The following is an 18,556-nucleotide window of genomic DNA, read 5'->3' on the forward strand; positions in this document are numbered from 1 at the left end:
AATTTCAAATTGCACATTTATAAAAGTTAATGAATATTCTAAAATATAAAATAAGATTTTATACGCTTTAACAAGGTCATAGTCATAAGACCAAAATCAATTAATACTATATTAACTTTAAGGAGTCGATATAAATGAGAGATAGACTTGTAAAAATTATGGAAGAAATTTTAAACGAAAAAATTAACAACCTAAATGATGATGATATTATTCCTGAAAACTTAGAAAACTGGGATTCATTAAAACATCTATCACTTGTAACAGCTCTTGAAGATGAATTTAATATTGTGTTGGAACCAAATGAGATCATTCTAATGAACCAAGGAATTAAATATATTATTGATGTTTTAAAGAAGCATGGAGTGAATTAAAAATGAAACTTAATCATATCGGAATTGTAGTCAAAGATATACAAAAAAGCTTAGTTATTTACGAAAATATTGGATACATTTTAATATCCAATATTATTATTGATAATATACAAAATAATAAATTGATTTTTTTAAAAAATATATTGACTGGAGAAAAAATTGAATTAATAGAACCTATTAATGAAAAATCTACTGTTTTTAATTTTAAGGGTGGATATCACCATTTATGTTATGAGGTTAAAAATATAGATGAATTTATATCAGAATTTAAAAAGAATAAATTAGGTATAATTTTTACTAACAAAATAACAGCACCCGCCTTTGATAATAAGAATGTAATTTTTGCATATTTAAAAAATGATACTATTGTTGAATTTTTAGAAACAGGTGAGCTTTATGAATAAAAATATGAAATATTTAGATTATGTAGCCAAAAGTAATAACATTAGCAATGAAATTATTGATAATAATTTTAAAAAACTAAATATTGCCATTCTAAGATCTTTTACTATCGAAACAATAGTACCAATATTAAAAGTCCAGTTATACAAAGAAAAAATATATAGTAATTTGTTTATAGGGGAATATAATCAATATCATCAAGAGTTATTCAATGCCACAAGCAATTTATACAAGTTCAATCCAGATGTTATTATAATTGCAATAAGATTAGAAGAGCTTTACCCACAATTGATAAGCAGCTTTTTAGATATAAAAAATAATTTATCACAAGTCAAAAATTATATTATTAATGAATATAAAAATATAATTGAGAAAGCAAAGAATGATTTAAAATGTAACATAATCATTCATAATTTCATGCTGCCTTATAACAATTATACAAGTCTTTATGATTTCCAAGATACAGATGGGCAAATTAATTTTTTAAGAAAATTAAATTATGAGTTAGTTAAATTAGTTAATCAGTATAAAGGAGTATATTTAGTTGATGTAGATAATACTTCAAGTTTAATAGGAAAACTAAATATTCAAGACAAAAAAATGTGGTATCTATCTAAAAATCCATATAAATATGAATTTTATGTGCTTTTAGCAAATGAATACACCAAATATATAAAGGCTATTTATGGCTTAAAAAAGAAATGTATTGTATTAGATTTAGATAACACCTTATGGGGTGGAATTATAGGAGAAGATGGACTTGATGGAATTATACTTGGCGAAGCATATCCAGGTAAATGCTATAAAGACTTTCAGCAGCAGCTCTTAAAACTAAAAAATAGAGGAGTTATTTTAGCTATTTGTAGTAAAAATAATCCTGAAGATGTGGACGAAGTATTTGAAAAACATCCTGATATGATTTTAAACAGGACAGATTTTGCATGTATTAAAGCAAGCTGGAATGATAAATGCACTAATATAAAAACTATTTCTGAGGAGTTAAATATCGGTACAGATAGTATTGTATTTATTGATGATAACCCAATAGAATGCGAACTCATAAAACAACAAGTTCCAGAAATTACAGTTATAAATCTTTCTAAAAATCCTATAGAATATCCTGATTTAATTAATAGTTTAAATTATTTTGAGACAATTAATTTAACCGAAGAGGATTTGCATAAAACTGACATTTATAAAGCGCAAATAAACAGAAATATTTTAAAGAATAGTTATAACAATTTAGATGATTATTATAAAAGTCTAGAAATGAGAGTTGAAATAAAAGAAGCAGACAGTTTTGCGGTATCGAGAATCGCTCAACTTGCTCAAAAGACAAATCAATTTAACTTAACAACAAAGCGATATTCAGAAAAAGATATAAAAGAAATGATTCAAGATAACAATTATAAAATATATTATATTAGAGTAATAGATAAATTTGGCGACAATGGCATTACTGGTTGTTGTATATTAAAGAAAATTGATGATTGTAAATTATTTATAGATACATTTCTATTAAGTTGTAGGGTTATGGGAAGAAATATTGAAAATGCTTTCATGTCTTTTATTTATAATAAAGCTAAAGAATACAATATAAAGAAGCTAATTGGAGAGTATATCCCTACTAAAAAGAACAAACCAGTTAAAGATTTTTATACAAATCTCGGATTTTTAAGGGATGAAGCTAATTATTATTTGTTTGACATAGATAATAATGAAATACTATGTCCTAGTTATATTAAAATAATTTAGCAGGTGATTGTAATGAATAAAAGAGGAGTTAATTGTATTATCGATGATAGTGCTACAATAGAAGATGGAGTAGTCTTAGGCAATAATGTAATTATAAAAGAAAATGTTGTTATTAAGCAAGGTACCTTTATAGCAGATAACTGCATTATAGGGGAATATGGAAAAGAATATTATACAGATGATCATTATACTAATCCTAAAACTGTTATAGGAGAAAATAGCATAATTCGCTCATATAGTATTATTTATTCATCTGCTGAAGCAGGGATAAATTTTAGTACAGGACATTTTGCAGTAATAAGAGAAAACGTTAAGATAGGTGATAATTGTTCAGTGGGAACATATAGTACAGTCGCTAGTGACGTTGTTATTGGTAATAATAGTAGAATTCATACTCATGTTCTTATAACGGATAAATCAAAAATCGGCGATAATGTCTGGGTATTTTCTAATGTAACTACTTCTTCAGATATTCACCCTCCATGCGGTTTATGCGATAAGGGGATAGTCGTCGGTAGTAATTCAGTTATTGGAGCTGCAACTACGTGTATACCTGGAGTTGAAATAGAAGAAAATGTTGTTGTTTCCTCCGGGAGTTTTGTAAGCAAAAACTTAAAATCGGGTTATTTATATGGTGGAAATCCGGCTAAAAAGATATGTGAGTTAACTAAAATACCATGTACTAAGATGGTTTATGAGAATGCGTATCCATGGAATGATCGTAAAAATCTCAAAATAGACTAAAAAAGTAAATTTAGAAAGGGCTACCCTTAGGTAGCTCTATTTTAAATTTACTAAAAATTATTTATAACTTCTATCACATATTCTATTTCATCTTTTTTCATCCCATACCATATTGGTAAACTGAGTACCTGAGAGGCTATTTGCTCACCTATAGGAAAATCACCTGATTTATACCCTAAATCTTTATAGGCCTCTTGTAGGTGTATAGGTACAGGATAGTGTATTAGCGTATCAATAAAGTTTTCTTCAAGATACTTTTTAAGTTTATCTCTATCTTCACATCTTACCGCAAATATATGCCATACATGATTACTTTTTCCAACGACATATGGTTTAATAACTTTTTCATTTTTTATACCTTGAAGATACATATTAGCAATATATCTTCGGTAATTATTCCACTTATCTAGGTGTCTTAACTTTACAGTCAAAAATGCTGCCTGAATTTCATCTAGCCTTGAGTTAACTCCTTTATATTTATTATAGTATTTTTTATTTGAACCATAATCTCTAATAGATTTAACTTTAAGCGCTAAATTTACGTCATCTGTTAATACAGCCCCTCCGTCACCTAATGCTCCTAAATTTTTTCCGGGATAAAAGCTAAAACCTGCAGCATCTCCAAAACTTCCTGCTTTTACTCCACTTAATTCAGCTCCATGAGCTTGAGCACAATCCTCTATAACCTTTAAATCATATTTTTTAGCTAAACTTACTATTGCATCCATTTCTGCTAACTGCCCATATAAGTGAACCGGTATTATAGCCTTAGTCTTTTTAGTTATTGCACTCTCTATAAGCTTAGCATTAATATTATACGTTGTTATATCTGGCTCAACAAGCACAGGTTTTGCACCATTATAAGAAACTGCTAATGCTGTTGCTATATAAGTATTACATGGCACTATTACCTCGTCACCACTTCCAATGTCATAGGCTTTTAAAATCAAGTATAAAGCATCTAATCCATTGCCGCATCCTATACAATGCTTAACACCACAAAATTTTGCAAAATCTTCTTCAAACTTTTTAACTTCCTCACCTAGTATAAAAAAGTTATCCTCATATACTTTTCTAAACTTTTCATAAATTTCATTTTCTAGTTCTTTGTGCATGGGTTTAAAATTATTAAACATAACTTTCAAATCATTTCACCTTGCTTATATAAAATTAATTAAGTAGTTCATAACCATCAAAAGTTCCTAATAATTTATGAAACATTACTAGGTAGATTTATAGATTTTAAAAACTCATCATAGTTTCTTATATAGTCTTTTTCATCATAATAATCAGATGCTAAAACTAGTAAAATAGCATCCTTTGAAAATTCAAACATTTCTCTCCAAATATTAGCTCCAATATATATGCCTAAGTTTTTTTTATCTAGAATTACCGTTTCTCTTTCAGCACCGTTATCTAATAGAATTTTACAACTACCATTAATACAAATAAGCACTTGTTGAAGAGTCCTATGTGCATGACAACCTCTAATTACATTTTCTTTTGTTCCGTACATGTAGTAGATTCTTTTTATTTCGAAAGGTATATCTTTTATCTGTTGTATTGCTACTAAAATCCCTCTGTAGTCACATATTTCATCAAAGATATACGTTAACTTCTTCATTATACACACCTAACCTTCTAAAATATAATCTATAAATAGTTTTATAAGTTTAATAAAGTCTTAATTGCTTGTATATAACAATAATTTAAGTTTTCTCTTAATTCCTTCTCCTCTTCATCATCTTCACTTAAATGCTCTTTTATAAATTTTATCTTTGGCTTATAAGTATTCAACCATTTTTTAATAACATTTAAATACTGATCTCTGCTTTTTATAAAGTTATTATTCAAATACGAATTAGTTATTAAATGATACCAATCTACAATGCCCCAAAGTTGAATTATAGGGTCATAGGTATTCTGTTTACCATGTATTCTAAAATAGCTTAATGGTTCTTTAATATATATTGCGTGCCCTTTAGTTAAAAGTTTAAGCCATATAGCCATATCTCCAAAGCCTCTTATTGTTCGACCTTCATAACTAAGAATTTTATCTCCAATATCTCTTTTTCTAAACATTGCTGTAGTAGGTTCTCCCACTACATTTATCATATTGTTAAGCATATAAAAACCTAAATTTTGTCCATTTATTTTACAATTTATATCCATGAAAGGTTTTGTATCACATAAACATTGATTATTTTCATTAATAAACCTTTTATGAGAAGTAACCAAGGTTGCATCCTTATTATTAACTAAATACTTTAACATAAGTTTAATTTTATTTAGAGAAAATAAATCATCGTGCATTAAATAATTAATGTACTCTCCACTGCTTAAATCAAAGCATTTTTGCATATTTAAAACACCTTTTTGTCCTAAAGGACCACCATTATTATAGTATTTTATATTTTTGTACTTTTGCAAATAATTCTTTATTAGTTTCTCTACCTCATCAGTAGTGCTATCATCACATATAATTATTTCTATATTAGTATAAGTTTGATTTAAGGCACTTATTAAAGCCTTCTCTAAATGCTGTACTTGGTTGTAAGCTGGAATTAAAATGCTTACTAGCGGTAATCTTTCTTGCACAAAACTCCCTCCAACAGTTAAATTATGTTAAAGCTTATTTTATATTATTTTATTAATTATATAGGATATTTTCTCATAATAATTTATTCAACATAATATTGTTTAGTGCAATGAATTTATATAAAAAATAATTTATATATTATTTTTTAAAATAGCCATAAAGAGCGCCATTTAAAATCAATCACCGACGCTCTTCTTCTGTGAAATAAATATATTTTATAATATTCCTTCTCTATATAATACCTGAATCATATATTCGGCTCTTTCCTTATAACTATTACCTACTACGGCAGTTGGTGCTTGCATAGCTATCTTTCTACACTCCTCTGTGTGTTTCAAATAATACTTAACAAGTTTTACTGTCTCTTCTGGAGAAGATGAGGTTATTAGATGTTCTCCTGATTTAAACAAAGTTCTTACTCCAGTTGTATCAGAAGTTAAAAGAACGCCTCCAGACGCTAAGATTTCATAAGTTCTCTGAGTAACCATATTTTCATAATTTTGTAGACCAATCATAATAGTAGATGAACTGTAAATCTTATTAGCCTCTATATAAGGTAATGGTCCATGAATCCATTCTCCGGGTATATGATGCCCTAAAAAACTCTCTGCTCTATCCCATTCTCCACCCCAAAAATCTATCCTAATATTTTCTTTCAGCAATGGAACTATAAGTGTTTTAATGGATTGATGTCTATAATGTTCAGGATAAATTTGAAGTAAATCAGGATAAGCATTTGCAATAATAGCTATAGAATATTTATATTCCTCTTGAGGAGTAACAGGGTGATGAACTAAGGGGCTGTATCCAAAATCCATATACGCTGCTTTAATTCCCATTCTCTTATATTCCTCTACTGTCTCTGAACAGATAGTAAATACGAAATCCGGTTGAGTTCTTTCCATAAAGGGTAAAGAAAATCTTGAGGTATATGCGGGGTCTTCAACATTCCAATATACATGAGGTATTCCTGAAGCCTTCGCAACATTTTTAGTTATTACTTGTCTTTCTATACTTTGGTCTTCCGTCCATCCCAAACTTAAAATTAAATCTGGTTTAAATTCATCTATTTGTTTTATAAGTTTGTCCTCTGAAATTGGTCCAGACTTTTTAACTTCATGTCCAGCTTCTTTAAATCCTAAGGGTAAAGTATATATCCAATCTGTACTACATAAAACAAAAACTTTCATTAAGTTTCCCCCTTCAAATCTTTTATAAGAAAAAGTTTCACATGTGAAAGATATATTATAGAGCATGTTAGATAACGTGTTACTGACACTCTTCTTATATCACTTAACTATATTTTTAATATTCCTTCTCTACTTAATACTTCAATCATATATTGGACTCTTTCCTTATAACTCTTACCAACTACAGCAGTTGGTGCTTGCATAGATATCTTTCTACATTCATCTGGATGATTCAAATAATATTTTACAAGCTCTATAGTCTCTTCTGGAGAAGATGATGCTACTAATTGTTCACCTACTTTTAATGAACTCCTTACTCTAGTTGTATTTTTAGTTAAGAGAAATCCTCCAGCTGCTAAAATTTCATAAGTTCTCATAGCAAGCAAATCATCAGAATTTTGTAATCCAATTGTAATATTAGATGAATTATAAACGTCATTGGTTTGCAAATAAGGTAAATATGGATGAATCCATTCTTTAGGTATATCATAACCTAACAAACTCTCTGCTCTCTCCCAATCTCTTCCCCAAAAGTCTATTCTAATATTTTCTTTCAATAATGGCATTACAAGAGTTTTAATAGATTCATATCTTTTAAACTTTTCATTATTGTAAAGAGAAATAGGATAAAGATTAGCAACTACTGCTATAGAATATTTGTAATCTTGTCTAGGAGTAACAGGATGATGAATTAAACTACTATAACCAAAATCCATATATGCTGCTTTAATTCCCATTCTCTTATATTCTTCTACTGTTTCTGGACAAATACTAAATACAAAATCTGGTTGAACTCTTTCCATAAATGGCAAACAAAATTCTTCTGTGAAAGCTGGATCTTCAACCGACCAATAGACATGGGGGATTCCTGTCGCTTTTGTGACCCTTCTTGTTATTAGCTGCGGTTCTAAAAATTGATCCTCATTCCATCCCATACTTATAATTAAATCTGGTTTAAATTTATCTATTTGTCTCATAAGCTTATCCTCTATAATTAGTCCTGACTTTTGAACCTCATGACCAGCTTCCTTGAATCCTAACGGTAAAGTATATATCAAATCAGTACTGCATAAAGCTAAAACTCTCATTAAGCTTCCTCCTATTTTAGTTTTTTTATATAATCTTTTTAATTATAGGCACTAGAAGAGATTACTAACACAATGTCTTATTTAAAGATTTTATCAAATAAGAATGTTTGCTCATGATAATTTATTCAACAATACATTGTTTAGTGAAATGAATTTTTAACAAATAAAAAGAATAAAAGATGGCAAAAATATTGTAAATGCAATATTTCTTGTCACCTTTTATTCCCTTTACTTTATAATTTGACTATAACTACTGTATAATTCTTTTATGCACTTTTCCCAATTGAAGTTATCTAATATATGTTTTTTCAACGTTTCAGTTTTAGTTTTCTTAATTCCTCTTACAATTGCCTCACTAATACTCTCCTCACTATAAGGATTGCAGTATTCAGCCATATTTTCGAAATACTCTCTAGTGCTTCCTTCACTAGTAGATACTATATTACACCCTGAAGCAGCTGCTTCTAATGAAGAAAGTCCAGGAGTTTCAACAAAACTAGGTAATACATGTATTTTACAAAACCTATATGCATTATATATATTATAACTATCCATAAACCCTAGATATTTAACATTACTGTAATTTATACATTTATTAAAATATTCCTTGTCGTTAACATTGCCAATAAGAACTAGCTGTAATCCTAAATCATTGCATACTTTTGCAAGTATAAGCTGATTTTTTCTATGACAGATCCTTCCTACACATAATACGTAGTTATTTAATTCAAACCTCTCTTTAAAATTATAGAGAGGAACATCTTCATTTTCTATTTCAACACCATTGTAGATTACATTATACGGCATCCAATTACCAAATTCTTTTTTTATAATGTCTCCTTCCATTTTACTATTAGGATATATCATCTTGCATCCTTTTAGTATTTCTAACCTATAAGCTCTACATTTATCCCAAAGCTTTATATTTTCCAAATCATTAATGTAATTATAATATTTCTTTAAATCCCAATACACAGAAGATAGCACTATGTTTTTCTTGTATGTCTTAGCTCTTTTATAATATCTATAAGTTTCACCTATTCTTGTTAGGTTAAATAGATGTATTATATTATAGTTAGAGTAATCTATTATAGAGCCATCATTTATATCTACCTCTACACCCATTTTTCTCAAATATTGTGCTGTTTTTAATACCTGCATTGAATCTCCAGCAAAGTTTCTATAATAATCGCTTCTTATACATAATAATACCTTCATAGCAATCCTCCTAAATAAGTTGCTAATTTGTAAATGTTCTTGAAATATTACTATGCAGCTATTTATCTAATTATCACGCTTTATTACTAGTAAGTTATTAAAGATTATCAATTCACTTCATATAATTCAATAAACATTATTTTATAAGATATGCAAAATGATAAGTAGTTTATATCAGCGCAGCAAGTATTCTCCTAACAGAAGATATCATACTGCACAATTATTTACTTAAGGCAATATAATATAATGACTCATATTTGAAACAATAATTTAAAATAAGTACTATTTTATGCATTTAACAAAATATGAGTAATAAAATTATATTTGAAAGGTATGCAGCTATGATTACTATAATTCAAATGCCAACAGTTCCTTTTGACTGGATGGTTCAAAGACCTCAACATTTGATGTCCAGTCTAAGTAAAAAAAACTGTTTAGTTTATTATATTGAAGATAAAGATGGTAATTATATAAAAAAAATAAGCAACAATCTATATGTGCTTAGTCGGGATTATGATTTTAATAATGTCCAACTAATTTCTCCAGTAATTTTGTGGGCAAGCTGCTCTAATCAAGTATATAATATAAATAAGTATCCTCATAATTACGTAGTTTATGATGTTGTTGATAGTTATAGTGACGAGTTTTCTTGCTGGGCTCAATACGCAAGAGAAATGGAAATGAGAGCTGATCTAATTTTTACTAGTGCTGAAAATATATATAATTACCACAAGAATAGGCACCAAAGAGTTTACTTGCTTAATAATGCAGTTGACAACGATAATTTTTCACTATTTAAAAGAAACTTTCCACCAGATTTACCTGTAGGAAAGAAAATAGTAGGATATGTAGGAGCAATAGCAACATGGTTTGACTGGGATACCATTAACTATATCACTGAACGCAAAGATATAAATTTCGTATTTATTGGAACTCTCTATGGTATTAATGCACCAACTGTAATGAAGAATAACACATTTTATCTAGGTCATAAAGAACACTCTGTCCTACCATTCTATATTAATAATTTTAATTGTTGTATAATACCATTTAAGGTTACTAACATGACAAACTCATGTAATCCAATTAAGTTATATGAGTACTTTTCGTTGGCTAAACCTGTAGTAAGTACTAATATGCATGAACTAAATAAATTTTCAAATTTATGTTATATATCACCTAACAGAGAGACATTTCTATATAATATTAATATGGCGTTACAAGAAAATAATTGGATGCTGCAAAATGAAAGAGTAAAAATAGCTTTAGCAAATAACTGGAACGTAAGAGCTAATTACGTTTTAGAAGTATTAAGCAAAGAATTCAATATAAATTTATAAGACTTGAACTAATTAAGAGCCCTGCAGATTTTTAGCAGGGTTTAAATATATATTAAGAAGCTATTCTACATAAATCATCAAGAGTCCCATCTAACCATTTCCCCACATAAAAGGAGTATTATATTCTAATCCTAATTTTTGATATACAAATCCGCCCTAGCATCTTCAATCAAGCTTTTCATTTTACCTTGATTAAAACTCTAAAACTTTCCTTGAAGCTGTAGATACTCATTATACAATTAAATTATAAATATAATTATATTTATAATTTATTCTAATATATTATGAAATCATTAAACACTTTATATAAAAATGTTAAATACAGATGTTACATATAAAATTTTGTTATCTTATGTACAATTTTATTACAAAGACATATATTGTAGTAAGGCATATTAGAGTAATTGACACAACATCAAAAGATTAAAAGAGTAATAATTAAAGAATGAAATAAATGAGGAGATGAGAGGAAAGTATGCCACTTATACAAGTTATTCCTACCGATGATGCGTATATATCTCAGTACTACGCAACTACAAACTTTGGTAGTTCACAAGTTTTGTTCACTGGAAGTTTTGCTCAACCTAATGACTCATACAAAAGCTTGTTAAAGTTTAATTTAGCTGGCGTTATTCCTCCTGGAAGTGTTATACAAAGTGCTACGTTAGAATTGTTTGTTTATAGAAAAGATACTCCTGACGCGCTGTTATCACCACAGACAGTCAGTGTATATACAAATACAAATAACTTTTCACAAAACACAGTCACCTGGAATAACGCACCAGGAATAAATCCAACACCATATTTTAGAAATATAACAGATGCAGATATCAACAATTTTGTTAGTATTGATATAACAAGTTTAGTTGCTAATTGGTTTTATAATATAATTCCAAACAATGGTATAACCTTAGTTGGAATAGAAAATTTGTTAGATACTATAATAGGCTATAGATCTTCCGACTGGACAATTCCAGCACAAAGGCCATTCCTAATTATACAGTATGGCACAGTAGGACCAACCGGTCCAACTGGAGCTACCGGCGCTACAGGTCCTACTGGAGCTACTGGCGCAACAGGCGCTACTGGGGCTACTGGAGCTGCTGGTGCTGACGGTGTAACAGGCGCTACTGGCGCAACAGGCGCTACTGGTGACACTGGAGCTACTGGGGCTACTGGCGCTACTGGCGACACTGGAGCTACTGGGGCTACTGGCGCTACTGGTACTGCTGGTGCTGACGGTGCAACTGGCGCTACTGGCGCAACAGGCGCTACTGGTGACACTGGAGCTACTGGCGCAACAGGCGCTACTGGTGACACTGGAGCTACTGGCGCTACTGGAGCTACTGGTGCTGCTGGTGCTGACGGTGTAACAGGCGCTACTGGTACTGCTGGTGCTGACGGTGTAACAGGCGCTACTGGCGCTACTGGAGCTGCTGGGGCTGACGGTGTAACAGGCGCTACTGGCGCTACTGGTACTGCTGGGGCTGACGGTGCAACTGGCGCTACTGGGGCTACAGGCGCAACAGGCGCTACTGGTGACACTGGAGCTACAGGTGCTACTGGCGCAACAGGCGCTACTGGCGACACTGGAGCTACTGGCGCTACTGGGGCTGCTGGTGCTGACGGTGTAACAGGCGCTACTGGCGCTACTGGCGACACTGGAGCTACTGGCGCAACAGGTTCAACAGGCGCTACTGGTGACACTGGAGCTACAGGTGCGACAGGCGCTACTGGCGACACTGGAGCTACTGGCGCAACAGGTTCAACAGGCGCTACTGGTGACACTGGAGCTACAGGTGCGACAGGCGCTACTGGTGACACTGGAGCTACTGGCGCAACAGGTTCAACAGGCGCTACTGGTGACACTGGAGCTACTGGCGCTACTGGAGCTACTGGTGCTGCTGGTGCTGACGGTGTAACAGGCGCTACTGGTGCTACTGGTACTGCTGGTGCTGACGGTGCAACAGGCGCTACTGGGGCTACAGGTGCTACTGGCGCAACAGGCGCTACTGGCGACACTGGAGCTACTGGCGCTACTGGGGCTGCTGGTGCTGACGGTGTAACAGGCGCTACTGGCGCTACTGGAGCTGCTGGGGCTGACGGTGTAACAGGCGCTACTGGCGCTACTGGAGCTGCTGGGGCTGACGGTGTAACAGGCGCTACTGGTACTGCTGGGGCTGACGGTGCTACTGGCGCAACAGGCGCTACTGGCGACACTGGTGCTACTGGCGCAACAGGCGCTACTGGCGACACTGGAGCTACTGGCGCAACAGGTTCAACAGGCGCTACTGGTGACACTGGAGCTACAGGCGCTACTGGAGCTACTGGTGCTGCATTAGCTGCATCTGGATATGTGTATGAACTTGCAACAGCTATTGATTCTACAGTTCCTGGTGGATCTGATGTTCCGTTTTCTAATAATGGTCCTTTAACTAATATATCCCATACAGCAGGAACTACTACTATTACTGTAACTGATGCAGGCATATATCAAGTTAGTTACAGTGTTAACACCACTGCTGGTTTGGGATCCCAAATAGCAATTGCTATAAATGGCGCTATTGATCCATCTACACCTGTTCCTATTCAACTCGCTACTGGTGACACATCAGGAAGAGCAATACTCAGCCTTGCTGCTGGTGATGTAATTACGTTGCGCAACAACTCAGCAGTAGCTTTCACCATGGCTTTAGCACCTTCAGTTGGTGCACAGATAACTCTTATGAAATTGGATTAGCTTATATTGGGAAGCCTTATGCATTAATGCATAAGGCTTCTCGTTTTAAAGGTTTAAATACCTTATTAAATTGAAAATATTTTACCTGTATGCAGTACAATGTAAATTAAGAAGTATTTATTTAAATATGTATTTTAATTAAACTAATTTAAAATGAGATTAATTTTTGAAAAATTTCATAACCGTAAATATCACTATATAATTACTTATTAAAACATTATATTTGCTTCAATATATGCTACCTATATTTACAATATATCTGCACAAACTATGGCTAATTAAGCTTCGTAAAAGCAACGCTAACTATACAAAATACTTTAGGTGACTCTTCAATACTATTAACTAACAATGGTGGAACTTTAAACGATTCTAATACTTTAATTCTTATTGCTAAATTAAGTTAATATCAAAATCTATTAGTTCTCTAAATATTTAGAGGACTTTTTACTATATAATACAAGTTGTTTTTAGATTATTTTTCTATCTGTATTTATAAGACAAAATCGATTTTAGGTTAAAAATAAAAATTTTGTGTCGCTTTTTATGATAAAGACATATATTATTACAGGACAGACTATAGTAATAGTTCAAACAACACAAGATAAAAAATTAATAAATTAAAAATAAGGAGGAAAAAGCTATATGCCATTTGTACAAGTTACCCCTACTGACGATGCCTTTATAACTCAATATTACCCAAATAATAATTTTGGTAATGATATATCTTTATTTACAGGAGAATATCTACAATATAATAATCGACTAGATGCTTTTAGAAGTTTATTGAAATTTGATTTATCAGGTATTATCCCTCCTGGAAACATGATACAGAGTGCTACGTTACAACTGTTTGTTTATAGGAAGGATAAATCAGATATACAGTTATCTCCACAACCTGTTAGCGTATATGCTAATACAAGTAACTTTTCAGAGAATACAGTTACCTGGAATACTGCACCTGGTTTAAACGCAACACAATATTCTAAAAATGTAACAAATGCAGATGTTAACAATTTTATTAGCATTGATATAACCAACTTAGTAGTTGGCTGGTTCTATAATTTTATACCAAATTACGGGATTACTTTAGTTGGAATAGAAAATATAATTGACACTATAATAGGCTATAGATCCACTGAATGGGGAGTTCCAGCACAAAGACCATTCCTCAATATACAATATGATATAGTTGGACCAACAGGTGCTACTGGTGCAACAGGCGCTACTGGTGCAACAGGTGCTGCAGGTGCTACTGGCGCTGCAGGTGCTGCAGGTGCTACTGGTGCTACTGGCGCTACTGGTGCTGCAGGTGCTACTGGTGCTACTGGCGCTACTGGTGCTGCAGGTGCTACTGGTGCTACTGGCGCTGCAGGTGCTGCAGGTGCAACAGGTGCTACTGGCGCTGCTGGTGCTACTGGCGCTGCTGGTGGCTTACGTGCAGGGTTATATGCTATAAATAGCTCTGGATTAATATCTCCTACAATAGCAGTAGGAAGTCCAATCCCATTTAATACTTCAGTAACAACTTTTGGAGCTGGTATTTCACAATTAGATGCGGACACATTCCAAGTAACTGGTTCTGGTACCTTTAGTGTAACCTTCATTTTATCTACAGCTGCTCTGTCTTTACTTGGAGGGGCTCAAGTGCAGGTTGATGGTGCTCCTGTAGGTGCAACATTTACCTTAATAAGTGCAGGAACACCTATACTTGGTCAGGCATTATTTACCGTTGGAGCTGGTGCTCACACTGTAGAAATAGTTGCCACTGGTTCAGCTGTAACTTTAGCAACAGGCAGCAATGCAAGTATAATTATTGAACAAGTCGCTTAAATTAATTGTTTTATTAGGCTCAGCATTTTGCTGAGCCTTTAAATATACGATACTTGTGTCAAAATTTTTTTATCTTCATATTATATAGTGTAGTAATTTTTGAAAAGGTGATTATATGATAACTATTAGCTTTTGTATGATAGTAAAAAATGAAGAAGATGTAATAAAAAATTGTCTAGAGTCGATAAAAGACCTAGTTGATGAAATAATAATTATTGATACCGGTTCTACTGATAAAACAAAGGAAATAGCTAAGAAATTTACAGATAAAATTTATGATTTCCAGTGGATTAATGACTTTTCTGCGGCAAGAAACTTTTCTTTTAGTAAAGCTACTCAGGATTACATTTTTTATTTAGATGCTGATGATATTTTACTTCCTGAAGATATTGAAAAATTTAAATTGTTAAAAGAAACTCTTGATTCTTCAGTTGATTCTGTAACAATGAAGTATAATGTAGGCTGTGATGAATATGGTAATGTAGCTTTAAGCTTTAGACGTAATAGACTTGTTAAAAGAGCTAATAACTTTAAATGGTATGGTTTTGTTCATGAATACCTATCCGTATATGGAAATATAATCAATAGTGAAATTAGTATAACTCATAAAAAAACACATCCTGCAAGTAACCGAAATCTTGAAATTTATAGAAGTAAATTAAAAGAAGGAGCAGAATTTACTCCTAGAGATATGCTTTATTATGGAAATGAACTGTATGACCATCGTATGTTCGAAGAAGCTCTAGAATATTATAATAAATTTTTAGATTCAAAACTGGGTTGGGTTGAAGATAACATTCGTGTTTGCGGAAATATAGCTGATTATTATCAATCAATTAATAATATAGAAAATTCCAGAAAATACATTTTTAAAAGCTTTGAGTATGATACCCCAAGAGCTGAAGCCTGCTGCAGACTTGGTTTCTCTTTTTTACTGGAAAACAAATTAAATAGCTCAGTTTTTTGGTACGAAATGGCAACGAAACTAGAAAAGCCAAAAGATAGTTGGGGTTTCTTCAATGAGGCTTGTTGGACATGGTTGCCTCATTTACAATTATGTGTTTGCTATGATAAACTAGGAAACTATAAACTGGCTTTCGAACACAATGAAATTGCTAGCCATTTTAGACCTAATGATCAAAGAATATTATATAACAAAAAATACTTTGAAAAACTGGTAGTAAGTAAGTAATAACTAAAAAACTCAAACCTATCCTGCTAAGATATAGGTTTGAGTTTTTTGTTATTATATTTAATTCTAATTTTCTATTCTAATATATGTGAAACTCATCATATAAGATTTTCTTAATCATATTTATTCTAGAATCCCAACTATTTTGCTCTGCTGCTATAATCCTCTTATTCACTATTTCATTATTTTTTTCACCAACAGCTTTATCAATATAGCTTCTAAATTCTTCAGTATTATTAGCTATATAGCATAGATCTGAAAATTTATATATTTCTTTCATACTAGTAGTAACTATAGGTTTTCCAAGTGAAAAATATTCATAAAGTTTTACAGGATTACAACTATTAGTCATATCATTGACTTTAAAAGGTATAATACAACAATCAAAGTTATTTATATAATATGGAAGTTTATCATAATCCTTAATTCCTAAATAATATATATTACTTCTAATTAATCTTGGTCTAAATCCATTATAAAAAGGACCTATAAAAACAAAGTTATATCTTGATCTTTTTGTTATAAAATCGATAAGCTCCCAATCTATCCAACTAGCTACAGCCCCTACATAGCCTACAACTGGTCTAAATGTAGGTAAATCTTTTGGTTTTTCATTCTTTTGTAAAGAAAAATTATCTAAATCCACAGCATTGTTTAAGAGATACACTTTAGGGTGAACTACTTTAAATTTATCATACAATCTATCTGCAGTAGTAAACACTATATCCGCCCTTTCGAGCATCTTATCAATATAAGAACCCCAACCTGCAAACTCATCAGAAGCATCATCTACAACATCATATACTATATAATCATGTGGGATTTTATCTACATTAAGTACTTGATCTGGAGAACTACACCACAAAACTATGCTTCCTTCACATTTAATATCTGAAGGATTATAATTGCTGCCTACTATGTTTAGATTTGTTTCTCTTTGTACTATTCCGTTAACTCCTTTAGTGGTAAAGTAATAAACTTTATATCCGTGTCTAGCAAACTTAGTCATAATCTGTTGTGGTCTTTGAACCATCCAGTCAAAAGGAACACTAGGCATTTGAATAAATGTTATCATCTTTCCATATTCCTTTCCTTTTTAATTCATTTAAAAAAAATTTTACTTTATCCTTATAACTATGCTTTAAATAACATTCTCTTTGTCCTTCAAATGAAATAGACTCTCTTTCATTCTTTCTTATTAAATAATAATCTATATTTCTTAATGTTTCTAAAGAACTTTTACTCCAAACTAAATGTTTCTTGTTAACAAAATAACTATTAATTGCTGGTGTGTATTGAGTAAGATAAAAACCCCTGCACGCTAGGATTTCAAAGGCCTTAACACTCATCATGGTAGAAGAATTATTAACAGAGTGAATTCCTAGTACTATTTTCGCAGAAGCACAGGCGTCTTTTATTTTACTATATTCACAGTATCCACCATAATATTTTTCATCTATTGTAAAAGTCTGACTGCCATCTATCCACCATCTGTTTCCATAAATTTTAATATCGTATCCTCTTTTTATTAGTGGCTCTATCATAGTTTTGTATCCTTGAAGTCTTGCAGGATATCTAGAATAATTATTGCCTATAAATATTATATCATGATTAAATTTTTCATCATATTTTCCTACTACCTGAATGTCTTCATTACATCCAAACATTAGTAGAGATGCATCGATTCCCATTGCCTTATATTTTGCAATGCATTCAACAGAGGGAGTAAATGTTAATAAAGATTTTTTTGCGTGTTTTATTGATTCACTCATCATTTCTATAGGATCATCTATAGCCCAATATAGTATTGGAATATTATATTTTTCTGTTAATTTAAAAAATATATCTCTATTTTTATATATTGCTACATGTTCATAAAAGAAAGCATCGGGCTTATACCGCTCAATCGCATATATTAAAGATTTATAGTTTCCACAGGAAATGTCTTTTCCAAAATTAGTATATATAATTTCTATTGGACTTTGTGCTATAGCGTGACCAATCCCGTATTTTATAATCGGAGCTGTACTCAAAGTCATAATTTTCAATAACATCACCTCTAAGATATATTAAATTTAAACTATATT

16 protein-coding genes are annotated in these 18,556 nt (G+C 31.7%); 8 read left to right on the plus strand and 8 right to left on the minus strand.

Annotation, left to right across the window (positions count from 1 at the left end):
* Nucleotides 1-134 precede the first annotated feature (134 nt).
* Genes ACZ5N4_RS23210 through ACZ5N4_RS23225 form a run of 4 tightly spaced genes read left to right on the plus strand, consistent with a single transcriptional unit; the run spans nt 135 to nt 3,272 of the window.
* On the plus strand, nt 135-371 hold the full coding sequence (locus tag ACZ5N4_RS23210) for an acyl carrier protein (RefSeq protein WP_178908785.1): 237 nt from the start codon (nt 135-137) through the stop codon (nt 369-371).
* Nucleotides 372-373: 2 nt separating this feature from the next.
* Nucleotides 374-775: a VOC family protein gene (locus ACZ5N4_RS23215; protein ID WP_464204848.1), complete on the plus strand. Its 402-nt coding sequence runs from the start codon at nt 374-376 to the stop codon at nt 773-775.
* Nucleotides 768-2,528, plus strand: coding sequence for an HAD-IIIC family phosphatase (locus tag ACZ5N4_RS23220; protein WP_464204849.1), 1,761 nt, complete (start codon nt 768-770; stop codon nt 2,526-2,528). Before ACZ5N4_RS23215 ends, ACZ5N4_RS23220 begins: the two co-directional genes overlap by 8 nt.
* Nucleotides 2,529-2,540: 12 nt before the next feature.
* The gene (locus ACZ5N4_RS23225) at nt 2,541-3,272 is read left to right on the plus strand and encodes a DapH/DapD/GlmU-related protein (protein ID WP_464204850.1); all 732 of its coding nucleotides are present in this window, start codon (nt 2,541-2,543) and stop codon (nt 3,270-3,272) included.
* A gap of 50 nt (nt 3,273-3,322) precedes the next feature.
* On the opposite strand, the gene ACZ5N4_RS23230 is transcribed toward ACZ5N4_RS23225, so the two are convergent.
* The 6 genes from ACZ5N4_RS23230 to ACZ5N4_RS23255 form a co-directional block, all read right to left on the minus strand.
* Complete coding sequence (locus ACZ5N4_RS23230) at nt 3,323-4,417, minus strand: DegT/DnrJ/EryC1/StrS family aminotransferase (RefSeq protein WP_464204851.1); 1,095 nt, start codon at nt 4,415-4,417, stop codon at nt 3,323-3,325.
* A 65-nt stretch (nt 4,418-4,482) separates the two neighbouring features.
* Nucleotides 4,483-4,896, minus strand: a complete 414-nt coding sequence (locus ACZ5N4_RS23235) for a sugar 3,4-ketoisomerase (RefSeq protein ID WP_464204852.1) — start codon at nt 4,894-4,896, stop codon at nt 4,483-4,485.
* A 41-nt stretch (nt 4,897-4,937) separates the two neighbouring features.
* Nucleotides 4,938-5,870 (minus strand): glycosyltransferase family 2 protein, encoded by a 933-nt coding sequence (locus tag ACZ5N4_RS23240; protein ID WP_464204853.1) that lies wholly within the window; start codon nt 5,868-5,870, stop codon nt 4,938-4,940.
* 216 nt (nt 5,871-6,086) lie between these two features.
* Nucleotides 6,087-7,061 carry a CgeB family protein gene (locus ACZ5N4_RS23245; RefSeq protein WP_464204854.1) on the minus strand — a complete coding sequence of 325 codons (975 nt, stop codon included), beginning with the start codon at nt 7,059-7,061 and terminating at the stop codon, nt 6,087-6,089.
* Between the two features lie 107 nt (nt 7,062-7,168).
* Nucleotides 7,169-8,149: a CgeB family protein gene (locus ACZ5N4_RS23250; protein ID WP_464204855.1), complete on the minus strand. Its 981-nt coding sequence runs from the start codon at nt 8,147-8,149 to the stop codon at nt 7,169-7,171.
* Nucleotides 8,150-8,377: 228 nt separating this feature from the next.
* Nucleotides 8,378-9,367: a glycosyltransferase family 4 protein gene (locus ACZ5N4_RS23255; protein ID WP_464204856.1), complete on the minus strand. Its 990-nt coding sequence runs from the start codon at nt 9,365-9,367 to the stop codon at nt 8,378-8,380.
* A 305-nt stretch (nt 9,368-9,672) separates the two neighbouring features.
* Here ACZ5N4_RS23255 and ACZ5N4_RS23260 point away from each other — a divergent pair, with 305 nt between their 5' ends.
* The 4 genes from ACZ5N4_RS23260 (at nt 9,673) to ACZ5N4_RS23275 (ending at nt 16,469) form a co-directional block, all read left to right on the plus strand.
* The gene (locus ACZ5N4_RS23260) at nt 9,673-10,707 is read left to right on the plus strand and encodes a glycosyltransferase family protein (RefSeq protein ID WP_464204857.1); all 1,035 of its coding nucleotides are present in this window, start codon (nt 9,673-9,675) and stop codon (nt 10,705-10,707) included.
* Nucleotides 10,708-11,182: 475 nt separating this feature from the next.
* Nucleotides 11,183-13,447 carry a DNRLRE domain-containing protein gene (locus tag ACZ5N4_RS23265; protein WP_464204858.1) on the plus strand — a complete coding sequence of 755 codons (2,265 nt, stop codon included), beginning with the start codon at nt 11,183-11,185 and terminating at the stop codon, nt 13,445-13,447.
* 642 nt (nt 13,448-14,089) lie between these two features.
* Entirely contained in the window at nt 14,090-15,277 is a 1,188-nt protein-coding gene (locus ACZ5N4_RS23270) for a DNRLRE domain-containing protein (protein ID WP_464204859.1), read from the plus strand.
* A gap of 115 nt (nt 15,278-15,392) precedes the next feature.
* A complete protein-coding gene (locus tag ACZ5N4_RS23275) occupies nt 15,393-16,469 on the plus strand; it encodes a glycosyltransferase (RefSeq protein WP_464204860.1) in 1,077 nt (358 codons plus the stop codon).
* A 79-nt stretch (nt 16,470-16,548) separates the two neighbouring features.
* Here the strand turns inward: ACZ5N4_RS23275 and ACZ5N4_RS23280 are convergent, their stop codons facing one another.
* Nucleotides 16,549-17,544: a glycosyltransferase family protein gene (locus tag ACZ5N4_RS23280; RefSeq protein WP_464204861.1), complete on the minus strand. Its 996-nt coding sequence runs from the start codon at nt 17,542-17,544 to the stop codon at nt 16,549-16,551.
* Complete coding sequence (locus tag ACZ5N4_RS23285; protein ID WP_464211037.1) at nt 17,519-18,508, minus strand: CgeB family protein; 990 nt, start codon at nt 18,506-18,508, stop codon at nt 17,519-17,521. Before ACZ5N4_RS23285 ends, ACZ5N4_RS23280 begins: the two co-directional genes overlap by 26 nt.
* Between the last annotated feature and the right edge of the window lie 48 nt (nt 18,509-18,556).

This window comes from Clostridium nitrophenolicum (genome assembly GCF_055391695.1).